This is a genomic window from Chryseobacterium subflavum, assembly GCF_055762745.1.
The window spans coordinates 26,646-44,896 of record NZ_JBVTMR010000003.1; the positions used below are offsets into that span (position 1 = coordinate 26,646).

An 18,251-nucleotide genomic window follows, 5' to 3' on the forward strand; every position below is an offset into this window, starting at 1 on the left:
TTAGATATTTCAGAAATGAATAATACGATGTCAACTTTCGATCTTTGATGTTTTCCATATATTTACAGATCATTTAAAAAGACCAATATTTAATGCTAGATCTATTTGAAAAATTATCCGGCGTAAAACAAGGTAAAAAAAAAGCTATACAGGAACTGGATAGCGATACTAAAGCTCACATTTTTGCAACTATCGATGCTTTTATTAAAGCTGCTAAACTTAAAAATATTGCAGCGCTATAAAACACAAAACACCCACCGCAAAGCGGTGGGTGTTTTATTATCTGCCACACGAAAGAATTCGTGCAATAGCGAGGGTTCTTTTTTTATAAAATACTTATAATATATTGTTCCATTCTAACTAGTTTTTGTTTTTTTCATTACTTCAGATAGGGTATTCAAATAATCTGAAAATACTGTTACAGTAGTAATATCCTCATATTCAACATATGCTTGATCCATTAATTTACATTCAGTATCAAAAAAATCAACATCGATAGAATCTTCATAAACCTCTATAATTTTACCTATATAAACTACATCTTCCTCACTAAGTGATAGCTCGCATAGTATGTCTAAGGATTGTATAATTGTAAATAATTCTTCAAAATTACTAATTTTACTATCCTTAAATGTTTTTTTTGGCAGTTCTTCAAAATAAATTTGAAGCTTTTCCACCATAACCTTGTTCTTAAAGTTATTTGTTTCTACGGTTATATTTTCAATCTTTTCGGTATTGATGAATTTTATTCCGTCTAAGACGTAGTCCACAGGATTAAAAATTATAGCTGTTATATTTTTTCCTTCTTTAAAACTATTACCGATAATATTTTCTTTTCGATTCTTTAAAAAATATTCTTCCATATTATTTATTTATATCGTCTTCTGTTTCTATCTCCCTTTTCTCCCCCCTGATCTCTATTTTTTCTTGCCTGACCATTTTGATGTTTTTGTTTAGTAGAGCCCCTAGCTCCACTTGTGTGTTCTGCAGATTGGTTATAGTCGTTGTCGCCATCATTTCCTTGAGAAGATCCGGAAGAACTATCAGACGGACTCTTCTTACTTCATAATCCCTATATCAGGGGGTGTTCAGACAGTGAGTCAATATCTGTTGTAATTCTTGGTCTTTATTGACATAATAATCGCTTACTTCTAGTACTGCATTTGTGCTTAAATTATAGACACATACAGGAATATAATTTGGTTGAGCAGATGTTTCAAAAGTCTTAAAATAGTCCGCACTTTCCTGGAAAGTTGAAAACTCTTTTGACTCACAATACTGTATCTCGTGATTGTATGCAATGGTTACATAGTTCTTTTTCATTGTACATTCCTTTACCTAGAATAACGAAAGGTAAACGACAAAAGTTTTAAAAATTCGCAGCTTTTAATTTTTAAACACTGATGTGACTAGCATCTACATGTTTTCCGAAGAATATTTTTGCTTTGCTTTCAAAATCCCTAGGATCGTCTGTGGTATAGAAGGCCAACTGGCTGTTTTGTGAACAGCATGTTTCTATTTCAGCATGACGGTGAAGATATTCCTGTAGACTTTTCGCAACGATAGGCCCTTGGGAGATAATATTGACATTTTTTGGGACGTATTTTTCGATTACAGGTAATAATAAGGGGTAATGCGTACATGCCAATACAATGGTATCTATTTGATCGGATTTCTGTAACAGTTCATGGATATCTTTTTGGACAAAATAATGTGCCCCTTCTGTATTGATCTCATTATTTTCAACCAGAGGAACCCAAAAAGGACAGTCATGTTGAAAAACCTCAATTTCCGGATTAAATTTATGTATCTCGATCTTATAGGATTCAGATTTTACCGTTCCTGTCGTTGCGAGGATACCGATCTTGTTTGTTTTTGTATAATTGTGGATGATTTCAGTTGTTGGTCTAATGACCCCAAGTACTTTTTTTCCTGGAGGAAGATCGTTTTGCTGAATCGTTCTCAATGCCTTTGCCGAAGCCGTGTTACAGGCTAATATAACGAGATTGCAGCCTAAATCAAACAATTTAAACACACATTGCTTGGTATAATTATATACGGCCTCAAATGACCGTGTGCCATAAGGAACACGCGCATTATCGCCTAAGTAGATATAATCATATTGAGGAAGGAGCTGCTGAATTTCCTTAAATACAGAAAGGCCGCCATAGCCGGAGTCGAAAATTCCAATAGGACACCCTATGGCGATAATAGCTTTATACCTCAAATCATAACTGTTACTATCCAAATAAGGTATTATACCCTCGATATATTTCTTTGCTCCAGACAGGCCCAACAGATGAATTACATTGGATTTTTTTGTAGAATTGTTTTCACTCGTAAGTTTTCCACTTAAAAATATCAAACCAGCGTCTCCTCTTTTTAAGAAACCTTTTCCCAGAATTCTTTTTAGATATTTATTTTGGCTGTCTTGGAATAACTGATAATGTTTTTCCATTCTTTCATGGGAGGTATCTAACAATAGTTGGTTTAGAAAGTCATTATGTACTTTGAAACTATCGGTTTCATTTGCTTTTTGATAGTTCAAATCTATTTTATCATTCATTTTGTTATGTTAAGAAGTAATAATTCAAGTGCTTCAGAATAATTAGAGTCGATTGCTAAGGCTTTATCACAATATTCCAGCGCTGAATCGTCTGCATTCGCATCAAAATATGCACTTGCTAAAAGCGCCAAATATTTTTTTACATGAGCAAATTCATTATTTAAAAGATGCAGATTTGTGATAGCTTTTTCTACCTTACCAAACATCTTTTGGTGGTTTTACAATTGGTAAATTATATTCTTTAATCGGATAAAAATACTTTCTTAAATCTCCTTTTCCAATTAATTCTAAATGGTTTAAATCTTTTATTTTATACATTACGCCCTTTCCTATGGAAGTTCTGTGAGTATGTGGCCCCAAAGGTAAAGGACTTTACCTACCTTATCCAAAAACTGCCTTTTGATTTCTTCGAGTTCATTAATCCCCATAAAAACCTGCATTGGAACTTCAGCCATCTTGGGGGAGAAGCATTTCCCAATACTCGATGAACTGACGCAAAGTTTCTTAGACATTTTGGATAGTCATTTTATAAAGTATAGTAAGAAAATTTACACAGAAGTGTTTTAAAAATCTCTGATACAGAGGTTAAAAATTTTTCTGCTTCCATATCCAGTTGATATTTAAATGCTACTCGGATTCTTTACCAACAGAGTCAGGATAAAGTTCATAAATACTCTGATTATCCAAAACATCCAAATAGGAATTGAGCTTAGCTTCCAATAGTTCTAAATGGTTTTCAGCATCTCATTCCAAATGGTGTGATATGGTTAATGTGACTACATTATCTTTTGTACTTATAAAATCTATTACACTACTATTTTCTACTGACATAAATATTATTTTGGTTTATCCTCTTTTGGTCTTACGACGTTAATCGTTGTTGGTGGTATAACAGTTCCACAAGGAATCCCAGGCTTTCCTTTTCCAACAACTGTTCCTCCACTATTTTGTATAATTGGGAAGCCTGCCGCCTGCTATTCCTATTTTTTTTATGATGTATTGCAGCTGTGTGGTACATTAATTTCAAAATTATTTACAAACAATTAACCGCTTTTGCTTTTGTTACAGTTATCTCTGAATATCGATGAGTAGGATTCATTGTTTCACTATATTGAATTCAAGACTTACCATTTTGGTAAGTCTTGAAGTTATCCTTGACTAATACAAAGCAAGAACTTTTTTAAGATACTCCTCAACAATACTCTTATTGTCTGCAAATGTATATGGTGTATATGATTTTCTTAACGGATCATAAAGTGTTATTTCAGAAGACTCAACTCTAAATAAGTATAAGTACATCGGCTTTTTAGTAATTAATTTCTGTTTTAGAAATAGAGACATTATTTGCGTGTTCTAATCAATATACAATGAATCTATTTGTATTGGATCTTGTATTTCATAGTTATAGTTGGATCGAATAATGACCTATATGACTAGGATAGTATTTACTTTTCTTTTTCTTGAACCAACGTAAAAATATATTAAGGTCATGCTCTCCACCAGTACTGAGCACCAATATAGGGTGGCTATTCTCAACTATTAAAAAAGGTTTTCATTTTCGTAAATGGATTGTTATTATTCGTTTTCAGGAATATTCCGCTTTTCTATATTTTTAACCTTACCATTTTTAATATATATATTTACATAATAAGGCTCACCAATATTAGGGAAATAGGTTTCGCTTCTGAAGTATTCATGATTATTGTACATTTCTAGTTTTTCATTTTCAAAATACTTGTTGTAAATATTTTTTTCAATTAAAAGAGGTTTATTTCCAACCATTTTTAAATAATATTTATCCTTTTCATACAATGGTAGTCCGTATGCAATCCCAACTAAAGTGTCTTTTTTTACAATTTCAGTATAAAGATATAAAACATTTTTATTTCTGATTCTTGAAGTTTTAACCAACATTTCCTTAGCCTCATTTGTTATGGCTTCACTAATATTACTTTCTTTTTTACAAGAGAAAATCAATAAAAATAAAAGAATAAAAAAACACTTATTTATTAACCTCATATTTTGAAGAATCATAGATTACGGTTTCATTTGAATGTGGTACAACGATTTTAAAGAAATCAGGCGTTCTACTATTATAGAAATCATTTTCAAATAGTATTTTATTCCCCCTATCACCCTCTAAAGGTGATCCATGCCCGTTAAATCCGGATGGCACCAAAGTTCCGCCAGGATGTAAATGAGTATATTCTGTCATTTTCATGTTTTTGTTATTTAATATTGTATATGCTAAATAGCCTCCAACTCCTTCCTGCGCTTTTTTATATTCAGTAGAAAGTGTAAAAATCTCTTTACCTCCCTCTTTAACATTTTTATATCCTGCTAAACTAAATTCATTAATACTATTATCTTTGATAAATTTAAATAATCTTTTCATTGAAGTTTTATCACTAGAAATATAAACCGTTGCATCTGTAATTCTTGAATTGTCGCCTTCTCGAACAGTAGCTTTTCCATCTATTTTATTATCAATAATACCTTTATTAATCGTTATATGCTTTTTCTTATCAACATTACCATTTTTATCAATTGCAAAAATTGTATCGGTACTGTTTTTTTCACTCCCATCATTTTTATCTACTCTTTCCACTCTTCCATTTTGAAGAAGTTTATAATCGGTGAAGGGGGCTCTTCCATCAGGATCAATGAAACGAATAGGATTATTAAAAGCATAGTTATACGGACTATGACGGCGCATTTGCTCGGCTAACGGATCCAGAACACCCCATCTTCCTAAATCAGCCATGTACATCCTGGCTCCATAGTCGTACATACCTGTTTCCTGCAACTCCTTGCCGTTGTACTTGTAATTTTTATAACTGCCCGGTGCGAAGAACGAGTTTCCTGTTTTCAGGTGATTCATCCCAAAGGGATAGTAGTCATTGGCATCAGTAATTTCAAGAGCTCCTGCGCTGTTTTTCCCAAAACTTAGCCGAACATTACCCAAATGATCTTTGTACTGGTAAATATACTGATCTTTTGCATAATCAAAATATCCTTCTGAGGTTGGAAAAAATTGAAGATCCGGATTCTTTTCCCTGGGAAGTTCTGCAGGAGGTAAAAGTCCCTGATCGAAAGAATAAGCCTCTGTTTCAAGTGCCTTCGCCGTTTCTGATGTAGCTGAATAAGATGCTGAGCTTCCGCCTCCTGGAGTTATAAACTCTTTTTTAGTATACTGAAATCCATCCAGATAGTCCGTTGTATATTTTGTAGTGGTTGGCCCAGCTACTCCATCAATCACCGTATTATTAATCTTACGGAGTTTTGTGCCCTCTGCGTCGTATAGGGTATTGATTGTAGCTTTTTCATTGCCCGATGGAATATTGACGGTTACAGCATTTGGAAGTTCCAAGTAATTATACAATATAGTATTAATCCCCTTATCCAAAATATTCTTCATGCTTCCGTTTGCGGTATAGTTTATTGCTTGACCTCCACCTTCATATCCCGAAGGATTCTGAGAGATGTCATCTATCTTGGTTACCTGGTTTCCAGTATATGTATATACCAGGTTGTCAATCAATAAAGGAACGGTCTCTCCGCTTTTTTGTGCCGATGTACGATAAAGGTTGGTAATATTTCCATTGATGTCGTAATCTACGGATTCGGTATGCTCCTTACTGTTCGGATTGTTAGGGTTCTGATAATATCCTGCGATAAGTCTGTTTAATTTATCATATACATATCCATAGCGTTTAGGCGTTAGAGAGGGGAAACTTCCTATCGACTCAACAGTCCTCCAATCTACTTCCGCAATATTCCCGTTATATTTTGCTTCTACATTTTTTCCGGCAAATAAAGTAGTGTCAGGATTGGTTATTCCCTGCTTCTGATTGTACTTGATTTTGTAGGTAAACAGCTTTCCGCCCATATTGGCAACGCTCATCTGATTTTTATTGATATCAGTCATCCACCCACGGATATTATAAGTATAATCCATGCTCTGAATACCGTTACCAACAGTTTTATTGGCTAATTGGGAAAGCTCATTATAAGTGTTTTCTACAAGAAGTTCTTCACTAAGATTGTCCACCTGATGAAAATGCTGCTTTAATCTGTTTTGGCTATCATACACAAAACGTTCTTTCAGCATAACACCAGTTTCTCCAGCAGTTTTCTGATGCAGGGTAATCGATCTTTTTACTACTCCCGAAAAATCAAGTTCAAGCTGTGTATCTGTATACCCTCCAAGATGATTCTGGGTTAATGTCCCAATCTGCCTTGCTTTGGTATCGTAATACGTAAAGTTCTTTGTCCACTTATCATCTTCAATGTTCTTCACAAATGATGCCATATGAAGCCCCTTTGTGGTTCGGACATCAGAAGGGTTATCATATAATACATCTTGAGAGAAGGTATTGGTAAAAGCTGGCATTCCGGCAGGATAAGTATCATAATAATTAATGCTCATTACCTTAATTCCGGTGTTCGGATAACTGGAAGCAGAATTATCATAATAAACCTGCATTCCGCTTACATCTGTAAAACCAACCGCTGATGTTCTCTTTACGCTATTTCTAGCGAGTGCATCTGCACGGTTTTGCTCAATCTCTCTTCCCGCAGGTCCGTTCGCTTGATCGGATGTGTAGATACCCGTATATGCAGGCCTGCCAGAATCATCATACTTAGTGAAAAGCCATTGTTTTGCTGCTCCCATTACAGCGTCCTGGGACATAATCATACGGTCTGCCTTGTCATAGATAAAATACTCCCAGCCCTTATGGGGTACTTTTTTCAGTGCAAGTCTACCTTTTGGATCATAACGATACATGTAGCACATCATGGTAAGTATGTTATTGGGAATAACAGTTCCAGGTGGTAAAGCATTAATGGCATTAACTCCCATCGGAGTAATAACAAATGCCAATTGATCAAAATCATTATAGACATAATAAGTATCGGCATTTTCTGTGGCACTCAGTACTTTTCTCACCAAAAGGACTTGACCCTCTCCATTTTTAAATTCAATGGTCTGATTACCATCCTCATCAATAATAGTATTCTTATATAACTGGTTGGCTGGAAAATCTGCTATTGTTGGATTAATTGCCGAGGAGGTGGTATTATTTGACCATGCAGCTTTGGCAACGAATTTCTTCACTTCGCCTACCGCATTAGTTTCATACTTAAAATTCACAGGTTTATTTGCCCAGTCATTGCCAACCTGGATCTGCTGTTGAAGCCTGTCAAGGGGTGATTTTTCTAAAATCTTTTCCGAATAGATCTTGTCTCCACCATACACCGCATTTGCATTTCCAAGAGGATCCTGAATGATCTTTCCATTCTGGGTATTGGGTTGCGGCACAGGTAAATAATCTTTGACCTGTCTTCCAAAGGCGTCATACTCTATGGATATAGCTACATCACGTTCTAATGGAGATGCCTTGATATTGACCATCTGTTTAGCCCGACCTAAACCGTCAAAATACTGTACACTTTGAAGCTGTTTGGCATTCGCATCACTTTGGGTTTTAGGTTCAAGATACGTTCGGGTATAAATATAGTTTTCATTCGTTACACCTGCAAGCCCCGAAGGGAGCTGTACCTGTGCCTGTAAGGTACCTATTAACAAAAGGGTACCTATTGGAAGTATATTTTTTTTCATCAATATTAATTCTTATAGTTGTATTTCAGCTCCTTTAACAGCTTTCCATTGTCATCAACAACTTTTTCAAGTCTCCCTACAACATCATAGATGTAGTTCTCCCGGATCCCTGAAGGGCCAGTAATGCTTTTAACTCCGATCAATGGATCATAGGTGTAAGTGGTTATTCGGAAATCTTTGAATTCAGGCTTTGCCCTAAAGCTATTGAGTGCTGAAACAAGTACGTTCTCACTGTCATTATCAACGTCCAGATCAGATTTTTTAACAATATCCAATAACAGATAGGCATTATTATCATTGGGGGCCAACCCAAAAGCCTGCATAATCTGGGCGTAGGTAGCCCCTTCAATCATAGCAATAGGCTGTGTCGCTTTATATCCCCAAAGAATTACTTTTGAAATATTATCTTGAGATGTGATCTGGAGCTGATTTCCTTTGGAGTCATATCGATCAATGGTAACATTTTTATAAGAATCATTGGCATTGCTCAATAAATATGTCGATATGGAGGTGGGAAGCAGGTTAGTCGCATCTTCAAACTTTTTTTCTACTTTTTGAATTAGTTTATTGTTTTTGGTTACCCTATGCTCAACAGCTTCACTGATGATATTGGCATTGACCAATTTTTGGATCTGTTTTTCCGAAGGATAAATATGCTTTTCTTCTTTACTGACATTATCTGGATAGACCGTATTTGCTGTACTTAAAAAGCCATCAGGACTGTAATTGAAGCTTTCAGTAGTCGTTATCCCCTGTCCATTAAAATATTCTGTTCTTAATTTATTCTTTAAAAAATAAAACTCATTATAATACTGGTTGATATGGAAGCGAAATGACTGTATCCTTGTATTTTCAACGGTAAAAGCATCCAGAGATGACACACCAATACCGTAAACCGTTTTCATATTAAATCCAGCCGGATTTCTTTCATAGGTATTGATTGTTTCACTAAGGACATTTCCATTTACATCCTTTACTTTTTCACTCAGTAATAATCCTTTGTTAGCACTGTTTGTAAAATTGATGGTAGGATAATTATCATCGACCGAGAAGGATTTTGTATACCAATCAGAACCATTAATATAAGCAGGATCAGGTTTAAAACCTTCTATGGTACTGGCTTCTACCCACTCACGGTTAATCATATCATCATAAACGATATTGGCAGAAGAGGTAAAATTATATTCCACTTCCCCTTTTCCGGGAGTTGTTACCTTAACTTTTGAATAGCGCACGGGATCTTCCCATTTGATATATTTCGGACTGGAATAGATCATATTATATCGGCTTCGCATCCCATTGTCTTCATCGACTTCAATGGTTTGATGATCATATAATTTACCTGCTCCATAACTGTCATTGATATAAGTATTGGAAAGGTGCGGTGGTAGATCACCGCTGGATTCTCCATTATCAAGTTGATAGCTATATGATACTATCTGTGGGTTAGGGTCGTTCTCAGCAACCTTTCTCGTAATGTTTTTAATTCTTAATCCAGCCGTTGGCCTGCGCAGATAAACACCATTGACCGGGATGGTACGAAAATCATTGATTTCATATCCATATTCAATAATTCCTTTGGTAGGATATGTGATTTTGGTTAATATATTCGCTTGTGCCCTAGTTTGGTCTGGGGACCTGTCAGCACCGACATATGCAATGTCCGGGACAGTTGGGATTAAAGAATTTACTGTATTATTGTTATAATATCCCCAAAAGTCCTGAGTGAATGAATTCCTGGGTGGAAGGTTCTGGGTGGTATTATAGTCAAAGCTTGTTTTGATATCGTTACTTCCATCCGCCGAAATCGATTGTTTAACAGCATTCAGTTTTAATCTCTTACAACCATACGTTGTACAAGTACTCTGAAAATAAGATTGATCAAAGGCAAACTTTTCTATCTGCTTGCCGTTATAATCATACTTCTCAATAGCGGATAAACTTTTTCGGTGATTCGAACCATTTTGGGACTGATCGATATCTTCCCTATCCAATCCTTCATATTTAAAGAGGATCCTGTTATTGTCAGAGGTAGTAATTGATGAAATTCGCTTAGGTGACCTGATCCTGTATTTTGGATTTCTGTCCAACTCCCTCTGCTGAAATCCGGGATCCCCCGAACCCACAAAATAGCTCGGCGGAGTTGCAGTATATCCTGCCGCCGGTTGGCCTGGCTTAAAGACCTCTTTGATGGAAGACCTTTCATCATAGATGAGATCAGGGGCACTTGTATACGCATAGGAAATGCTTTCTCCATTAACACCTTCCACTTTGGTCAAATGCCATTTGGATGTATACTCACTGGCATCAATAGCTTCATTGGTATTGGGAGTGTGGCCCATCCAATCATCAAAATAGGGTAAAGTCAAAGCTTCGGTGTACATAACCTCTGTATACTCCGGGGAATTTGAGAAATAATACTTAACTCCTTCGGGGGTAGTAATGATCCATTGATTACCCGGAGTTCCAAATGGAGACTCTATTTTTAGCCCCGGAACATAGGGAATCGTTGTCGGAACCCTGTCTCCATCAAAAACAAACTTTCCAGAATATTTTCCGAATTTGAAATAGAACTCATCAGGCTCTCCATCAACATTCAGTAACTGCCATCCCATTCCCGCTATGGCAGCCAGATCCGCAACTGTACTCCCTGACCCCAAATCACCGTTTCCACCATATACTGATTGGGCCAGAAGGGAACGGAAATTCTTTTTATAATGATCGATTTTAACATCACTGACAAATTCCTGAATGGTGCCACCTAATGATTTAGCCTGATACGGCTGTCCGGGGAAGAGGAATGTACCATTAAATGGTGTATCCATCACTTTTGAGTTCCAATTACCAAAATCTAACCATCCATTGATCGATTTTTGTCCATTAACAAAGTGGGTAGGTGAGTTCGCCCATTGTCCTACCACTGCATCTGTATAAATTTGTGATTCATCAGCAAATCCATTGACTTTTCTTGAAATATATCCACCCGCCTCAAGTTCCCAACCAAGACCAACATCAGAAGAAATATCATTAACTTTTACTCCGGCTCCTTTTGAATAGGTTAAACTGATAGCATCACTTAAAGTCCGGGCTGAAATACTGGTAACAGAAACTTTGGGTGTAATCAGTCCTGTACTCAGATCCACATTATCCCCCGCAACCGTTAAACTGCTTAATTTACTGACTTCAGGCACAGGTATGTTTTTAGTGGCAAAATCTCTCCAATACACCTGACCGTAAGCCAGGTTTGAAACAAGGGTTATAAGGATCGCAACCTTTATTTTTTCTCTCTTCATTATTTATTTCTTGATTAATTTTGCGTTTGCTGTTTTGTTATTGTCAGTTTTTATCGTTACCAAGTAAGCACCCTGTACAAGAGCCTGCGTACTCAACTTGGTAATATTATTCTTTGTCTTTGAACTCTGAACCTGTCTTCCGCTCATATCATACAGTATAATATCAGCTTCTTTAAAATCGAAACCGATTTCTACATAAGCATAGTCAGAAACTGGATTAGGATAAATTTTGATATCCTGTTTTTTGATAAGCTGATTAACCTGTTTGTCACCTAGCTTTATGACCTTCCAGTTCTCTTTGCCTAGTTCATCAGCACTGGTTCCGGCAAGGATGATCGAACCATCCTTGTTCAACGTTAGATCAGAAAGTCTTTCCTCCCGTCTTTTAGATTCACCCTTTATATACTTACGCCACTGCTCATTTCCTGCTTCATCCAGGTATAGCATCCAGAACGTTTCATCATTTTCTTCAATTCTTCCTTCCGCCTGGGTATAACCACCCAATAATATTCCTTTAGAATTTTTGTCATCAGCAGAATGAATAACATTCATTCCCGTTAAAATATCCCTGTTTTTGAAATTATAGGATTTCTGCCATTGTTCATCTCCTCTTTCATTCAATGAAATCAGCCAAAGGTCTGTACCTTCCTGGGTACCTACCGATTTATTTCCAGATATTTCAGATCTGGATTCTCCACCAATGATAAAGCCATTAGAAGTCAAAGCCAGCGTTCTGATCTGATCATCGCCTTTTCCGCCAAAGTTCTTTTCCCATTCTACTTTTCCATTTTTATCCAGTTTTACGATCCAGTAGTCACCTTCGCCAAAATTGTTACTTTGTTTTTGTACAGTTGTCAGTTGTCGGTTGTCAGATGTATTCTGAGGACATTGTGTACCTTGTACAACTGAGCTCCTTGAATAAATTCCCAGTAGCGCTCCGCCGTCTTTCGTGGGTATCATTTTTTCTACTTCATCCAAACCTCTTCCTCCCAGAATAAGCTGAGACAATTCTTTTCCGTCTTTATCGAGTCTGGTGATCCAGACATCTTTTGAACCATAACCTTTGGATGAATTCTGTATATTTCCGGCCACAAAAAATCCTAAGTCTGTGGTTTGAATCACTGCTTTAGCTTCTTCATCTGAGGAAGTTCCCAAAGTTTTTTGCCACAGTTCATCACCAAATTCATTCAGCCTGATCAACCAGATATCTGATCCCCCTTTGGAATCGTCTTTTTTATCCAATCCTTTTCCGGAATATGAAGTACCGGAAACCAGAAATCCGCCATCCTGGGTGGTCACAGTTCCTGATAAATAATCATGATTTTGCCCGGTAAAATACTTCTCCCAGACCTGTTCACCTTGCTGATTGAGCTTAATTAAGTGAAAATCGTAACCGTTATTTTGTTTAACTTCTGTTTTAGATACCTGAATAGCACTTCCTGCAATCAGATATTGCCCCTCAATGGTTGTTGTGATCTGACTGAGAAAATCCTGTGTGGAGGATTTGATGTCTTTCTGCCAAAGGACTTCTTGGGCAGAAAATTTTGTTATGGCACATAAAGTAAAAATGCTGAGTAGATATTTCCTCATAGGTTTGTATTTGAACGCGCAAATTTACTCAGAGGCATTATCAAAGACTTTATACTAATTATTTCATCGGTTACCTATATCATAACTACAATTAAAATAGTATATCGAAGTACTAGTGAAACCCACGGTACTTTTTCCCTGAATTACACTTAGGCAAGCTCATTTTCATATTTGATAAAGAACCTTAAATTCACTTACTACACTATATCACTCGTTATAAAATTATCAAACGATGAAATAAAAAGATTAAGAAAATAGAAGCAAAGGCTTAAAAGAAAATACAGAATATCTAGCACTCTATTAGCAACACATTAGATTTTCTGAATCAAATAAGAAATTTATTAAGTAAATAGACATATTATGAAAAATAATATAGTAAGAAGATATTATAATCCATAATTATATTAATGTGAAAACATGAAGTATATTTGTAATCTCCCCTAAAAATAGCTACGATTATTAATGTAGTTTTATAAATTAGGGACAATGAAAAAAAGCAAATTCAGCTGCATATTTGAGAGACAATCGCGTCAAAATCACCATCATTTAATTCAATTGTCTCTTTATAAAGACACCGTCTCATAAAGTGTTTAAATTATAAAAATGCGGAGTTCGAAAGGACTTCGCATTTTTATAAGAGTATGATTGACAAGGAGTCACTATTAAACGACAAGGAGTTCTTAAAGAGTTTTAAGGACGGGTTAGAGCTGCAATCATTTTTCCGGGAATTACAGGCACGTGCAGTATCGCAGATGCTTGAAGGAGAAATGGACAGCCATAAGATCATGGCGGGAGAACTGGGACGAACTAACCGTCTTTTACGACTTCCCACTTGAGATCCGACGAATTATCTATACGACCAATATCATCGAAAACATGAATGGGAAAATCCGCAAATACACAAAGAATAAACTGTAATCTTGCTTGTTTTCCAGATCTTCCAATTTTACTGGCCGTTTTTACTTCTTCAACAGCATTTAAAGCGGGAGCTTTAGCTCCTTATGCTGTCAATGCCCCCCCTCAGGCCCGCCTAAAGCAGCAAGTACAATTGTGGCCAGATCAAAAGCACCATTGATTGCCTTTTCTTTAAAGCTTTCCTTAGGTACACGAGTAACAGGCGTCAAATAACCACTATCCACTTCAACTTTTGTATTTTTATCATTCCCAATTGCTCCATGCTGAATTTTCATCTTTTTCCATAGTCCCTCCTCAATACCCAACTTCAAAATAGGTTCTAATGAACTATCGATTCCAAGCAACGTTGCTATTGGGATAACTCTTAAATTATCTTTGTCAACATCGTCCACATTTTGAGTAAAGCCTTCCCACTCATTATCTTCCCATCTTGTTATCTCACTTATCTTTTTTAAGAGGTTCATGTTGTTATATTCTGCTGCTGTCATGGAATGAGCCGCATCGGTAATCATCCGCCCATCGTTATCATAGGTAAAAGCACCTCCTCCATTAAGCCCGGAAGGATTAGGAGTGGAATCATTTGCAAATGTCAAAAGATTTCCGTCATAGATATATGCAATATCATCAATTTTAGCTCCCGTGTTGGTATCCAAATCTCCAAAGCGGATCAATTTTGTGATGTTCTCATTAATATCATATTCTGCGCTCTCTCCGGGGAGAAAGGGAGTCCAGTCGAACACCTAATACCGCTTCTAACATTTTTAGAAAACTTTAAAATATAAATGGAATATATTTAAATGTACTTTTAGTAAGAATAAATTACCTATTATCACTTTACGTGATACTAGTAAATTTTTCCTGTAAAATAATTTTGAAATTAGTTGGTACATTTAAGTATATTGTTGTTAGAATTTAATTGATTTAGACAATTTAAAAATATTTTTTAGGAATTTCTGTTTATTATTCACTTATCATCAACCTTTCATTTTTCTAAACTGCAATCGATATTCCTTAGGAGTTATTCCGGCAACTTTTTTGAACAGCTGCGTAAAATGAGACGGTGTATGAAAATTCAGTTCGTAGGCGATCTCTGCAATATCTTTACTGGATTGAAGAAGAGCTTTACTATAATTTACATCAATTTCGTTGATCCATTGTTTTGGAGACTTTTGGGTAACATTTTTCACACATTTATTTAGGTAATTTTCCGTTACAGACAGCTTATTGGAATAGAAGACAACACGTTTTTCACAGACATGGTATTTGAATAATAGATCCCTGAACTGAAGTGATAATTCCATAGGACGAGTCGCAGATTTGTGATGTGAATCTGAATCTGTATTTAACATTTTAACTAAAATCAGATGAAGCATGGTAACCACTACATTATTGACGTTCAGTTTATTCAGCCATAATTCCTGCTCCAATATAGGAAGAAGCTGAGTAATTGTGCCATAAGTCAGGCTATCCAGTTTCAGGAAAGGAGTCATGAAAAAAATACTGGTTTTGTGCTTGGGAAGTTCCTGTTCAGATAAAATATTATTTTCATATGCCAAAAAGTACCCTTCAATATCATCTGAAAGTTCCAGAGTTGCCGTGATTGTTCCCTGTTTAATGAAAATCACCCCTCCTTTTTCGGCATAGTATTCTTCATTTTCCAGATATTGTTTGATATATCCGCTGGTGATGAAAATAATAAAGTTAAAGGTCGTACGATATGGAATCACAGGCATCAGAATTCCTTTAAGATAGTTCTCCAACCGATACAATTGAATATCTGCATTGTTAGCCAATATTTTTTCCGTGATATTGGGAAGGAACAGTTTTTTATACTGAAAATTGGACAATACTTCCATATCAGATCTTATAATTATTAAAGTTAGATAAAAAATAGATTAAATTGATGCATCTTTTGAAATCCTCTGAAGTTTTTACAGTCAATCTATATATTAAAATTTATAATACATTCCTACTCTTATTCCAAACGGAACTCCCGGTGTGTAAGTAAGATCTGTAATAGGTTCTGCCTCACCTTTCAACTGGGTTTCTGTGGCAAATTGTGCTTCGTTCCATTTTACATTAAAAAGATTATTAAGCTGAATATTTGCACCCCACTTCTGACGATTGTAAGACAGTATTACATCATTGACAAAATAGGCTTTGGTTGTAATGCTATCATCCTCAACCGCAGGTCTTTCTCCCAGATAACGATATTGCAAGCCAAGAGAAAAACCATGATAGAAATCCCAGTTTACCGAACCGGTACTCGTCACAATCGGTGCTAACGGAACATAATCCTCTCCTTTTTCTTCTTCGATGAATCTTGCGTGAGAATAATTAACATCCGCATTTAAATAGAAGTTTTCCAACGGCTGGAAACGAATTCCTAAATCTGCTCCGAAACGTCTTGATTTCCCGGAAGGTTCTACCACCGCATCGTCTCCCACATATACGAATTCCTGTTGCAGATACATATACCAAACTGTCGGTGTGATAATCAAAGATTTGAAAGGATGTAATCTCACTCCAACATCCCCTCCTATAGAATATGGAAGCGTATTTTCATTTTTATTGGTGATTGCAACTCTCATATCATTGGAATGAAAGCCCATTCCAGTTTTCAAAAACCACATTACGTTATCATTCTGGGCAAAAGAGAAATTCAGTTTAGGACTGATTCTTGTTGCTTCTTTTAATTGTCCTGAAGGCAGATTATCGGGATTCAGTAAATCGTGCATGTTGAAAATAAATTGATCTACCCTTACTGCCGGATTAATCGTCCATTTTCCTGTTTTCCAAACCAGTCCTGAATATGCATGAAGATTGGTTTCGGTTCCGTTAACATCAGACACTTTATCGAGCAATACATCCCTGTGATAGACATGGTTCAGCTGCAAAGTTCCGATATCATCGTTTCTCAACCCTACTCCTGAAATCCAGTCTAAAGAACCATTTTTCAGGGAAAAATTCTTCGTATATTTTATTTCAGCACCATAGATATTTCGACCGTCCGTTTGCTGAATTTCGTCGCCGTGGTCTTTATCTTTTAAATAAAAAGTAAAATCAGAATACAGGTTGAAGTCATATTTCGAATAAAAAGCCATTGCATCGATCTGTTCGGAAGATGAAATAATATGCTTAAAATTCATCTGAAGATTCGTTCTGGAAGTTTTTCCGCCTTCTGTCGGGTCTATGCTTCCCCAACGGTTGATAATTCCTTCATCTACTGCACGTTCAGGAATTTGTCCTGAGGCATTCCAAGCAGAACTGAAGGTTGAGAACTGAATATTAAAATAGTCGTTGTCCGTAATCCACTGATTGTACTTTCCGAAAATATTAACACGGTTAAAGTTCTGTTTCACATCAAACGGCCCATCCGTATAATTATATTCCGCAGCCAGATATGCATTTTTTCTTCCCGAATTATCATTCAGAATATTGAACATCCCCAATATCCTTTTTGAATTAAAAGAACCTCCTTCCAGCTTTACCATACTGTTATTCAGACGGTCGTAGGTTTTGAAATCCACATAACCTGCCGTATTGAAATCTCCGCGATCCATGTAATAAGCACCTTTTCCAAAATCGATATTATTTACCGTTTCAGGAATCACAAAATGCAAATCGGAATATCCCTGTCCATGAGCATGAGAAACCACATTTACGGGCATTCCGTCAACATTCACACTTACATCCGTTCCGTGGTCTGCATCGAAACCTCTTAACAAAAGCTGCTCGGCTTTTCCTCCTCCAGCATGCTGTGCGATAAACAATCCTGGAACTTTTCTCAATAAATCCTGTGCGGAATTTACCGGAAATTTATTCAAATCAACTTTTGTAATTGCCGTTAAAAATGAATGATGATTAATTGCCACTTCTGCGATCTGCTGCGGTTTATGTTGTAACAGGACAAGATTATTTTTATCTTCTGCGCTGTTTACTATTAATTTTACTTCATCATATCCGTTGTGACTGATGCTTAGAGTATCTGGATAAGCTTTTATTCCTACCACAAAAGAACCGTCTTCCCCGGAATGTGTATGGTCTTCCCCATGATTGTACTTTATCAAAACATCCCGGACAGGATATTTTTCATCTACATCTTTTACAGTCATTTTTTTCTCTGCAACCACTTCCTGCGCCTGTACCAATCCTACGATTGCTAAGGCAAGGAAAGCCTCCATAATCTTCGTTCTCTTCATTATTTTTTTAATTTATGCACTTTTTCTTTTTTCAGTAAAAGTGTATTAATATTTTTAAAATA

General features: G+C 36.2%; 12 protein-coding genes and 2 pseudogenes. 2 read left to right on the plus strand and 12 right to left on the minus strand.

Features of this window, described 5'->3' with window-relative positions; all coding sequences use genetic code 11:
* Positions 1-92: 92 nt before the first annotated feature.
* A complete protein-coding gene (locus AC0INN_RS13645; RefSeq protein WP_306613618.1) occupies positions 93-242 on the plus strand; it encodes a hypothetical protein in 150 nt (49 codons plus the stop codon).
* A 114-nt stretch (positions 243-356) separates the two neighbouring features.
* Here AC0INN_RS13645 and AC0INN_RS13650 read toward each other — a convergent pair whose 3' ends face one another.
* From AC0INN_RS13650 to AC0INN_RS13690, 9 genes and pseudogenes are all read right to left on the minus strand, one after another.
* Positions 357-863 carry a hypothetical protein gene (locus AC0INN_RS13650; protein ID WP_306613620.1) on the minus strand — a complete coding sequence of 169 codons (507 nt, stop codon included), beginning with the start codon at positions 861-863 and terminating at the stop codon, positions 357-359.
* Positions 864-1,393: 530 nt separating this feature from the next.
* A complete protein-coding gene (gene murI / locus AC0INN_RS13655; RefSeq protein WP_306613622.1) occupies positions 1,394-2,566 on the minus strand; it encodes a glutamate racemase in 1,173 nt (390 codons plus the stop codon).
* Positions 2,563-2,772 carry a hypothetical protein gene (locus AC0INN_RS13660; RefSeq protein ID WP_306613624.1) on the minus strand — a complete coding sequence of 70 codons (210 nt, stop codon included), beginning with the start codon at positions 2,770-2,772 and terminating at the stop codon, positions 2,563-2,565. Before AC0INN_RS13660 ends, murI begins: the two co-directional genes overlap by 4 nt.
* Before the next feature lie 123 nt (positions 2,773-2,895).
* Positions 2,896-3,021: a hypothetical protein gene (locus tag AC0INN_RS13665; protein ID WP_306613626.1), complete on the minus strand. Its 126-nt coding sequence runs from the start codon at positions 3,019-3,021 to the stop codon at positions 2,896-2,898.
* Positions 3,022-3,193: 172 nt separating this feature from the next.
* Positions 3,194-3,295, minus strand: a pseudogene (locus tag AC0INN_RS13670) (DUF6572 domain-containing protein); the annotation flags it as partial.
* An 846-nt stretch (positions 3,296-4,141) separates the two neighbouring features.
* Complete coding sequence (locus AC0INN_RS13675; protein ID WP_306613628.1) at positions 4,142-4,585, minus strand: hypothetical protein; 444 nt, start codon at positions 4,583-4,585, stop codon at positions 4,142-4,144.
* Positions 4,569-8,189: a DUF6443 domain-containing protein gene (locus tag AC0INN_RS13680; protein ID WP_306613629.1), complete on the minus strand. Its 3,621-nt coding sequence runs from the start codon at positions 8,187-8,189 to the stop codon at positions 4,569-4,571. Before AC0INN_RS13680 ends, AC0INN_RS13675 begins: the two co-directional genes overlap by 17 nt.
* A gap of 5 nt (positions 8,190-8,194) precedes the next feature.
* Positions 8,195-11,482, minus strand: coding sequence for a hypothetical protein (locus AC0INN_RS13685; RefSeq protein ID WP_306613631.1), 3,288 nt, complete (start codon positions 11,480-11,482; stop codon positions 8,195-8,197).
* A gap of 3 nt (positions 11,483-11,485) precedes the next feature.
* Complete coding sequence (locus tag AC0INN_RS13690; protein WP_306613633.1) at positions 11,486-13,072, minus strand: T9SS type A sorting domain-containing protein; 1,587 nt, start codon at positions 13,070-13,072, stop codon at positions 11,486-11,488.
* A gap of 774 nt (positions 13,073-13,846) precedes the next feature.
* On the opposite strand from AC0INN_RS13690, the pseudogene AC0INN_RS13695 reads away from it, so the two are divergent.
* Positions 13,847-13,987, plus strand: a pseudogene (locus AC0INN_RS13695) (transposase); the annotation flags it as partial.
* Between the two features lie 92 nt (positions 13,988-14,079).
* Here the strand turns inward: AC0INN_RS13695 and AC0INN_RS13700 are convergent.
* From AC0INN_RS13700 to AC0INN_RS13710, 3 genes are all read right to left on the minus strand, one after another.
* On the minus strand, positions 14,080-14,727 hold the full coding sequence (locus AC0INN_RS13700) for a hypothetical protein (protein WP_306613635.1): 648 nt from the start codon (positions 14,725-14,727) through the stop codon (positions 14,080-14,082).
* A gap of 234 nt (positions 14,728-14,961) precedes the next feature.
* The gene (locus AC0INN_RS13705) at positions 14,962-15,843 is read right to left on the minus strand and encodes a helix-turn-helix domain-containing protein (protein WP_306613636.1); all 882 of its coding nucleotides are present in this window, start codon (positions 15,841-15,843) and stop codon (positions 14,962-14,964) included.
* Between the two features lie 93 nt (positions 15,844-15,936).
* Positions 15,937-18,189, minus strand: coding sequence for a TonB-dependent receptor (locus AC0INN_RS13710; protein WP_306613638.1), 2,253 nt, complete (start codon positions 18,187-18,189; stop codon positions 15,937-15,939).
* Positions 18,190-18,251: the final 62 nt, after the last annotated feature.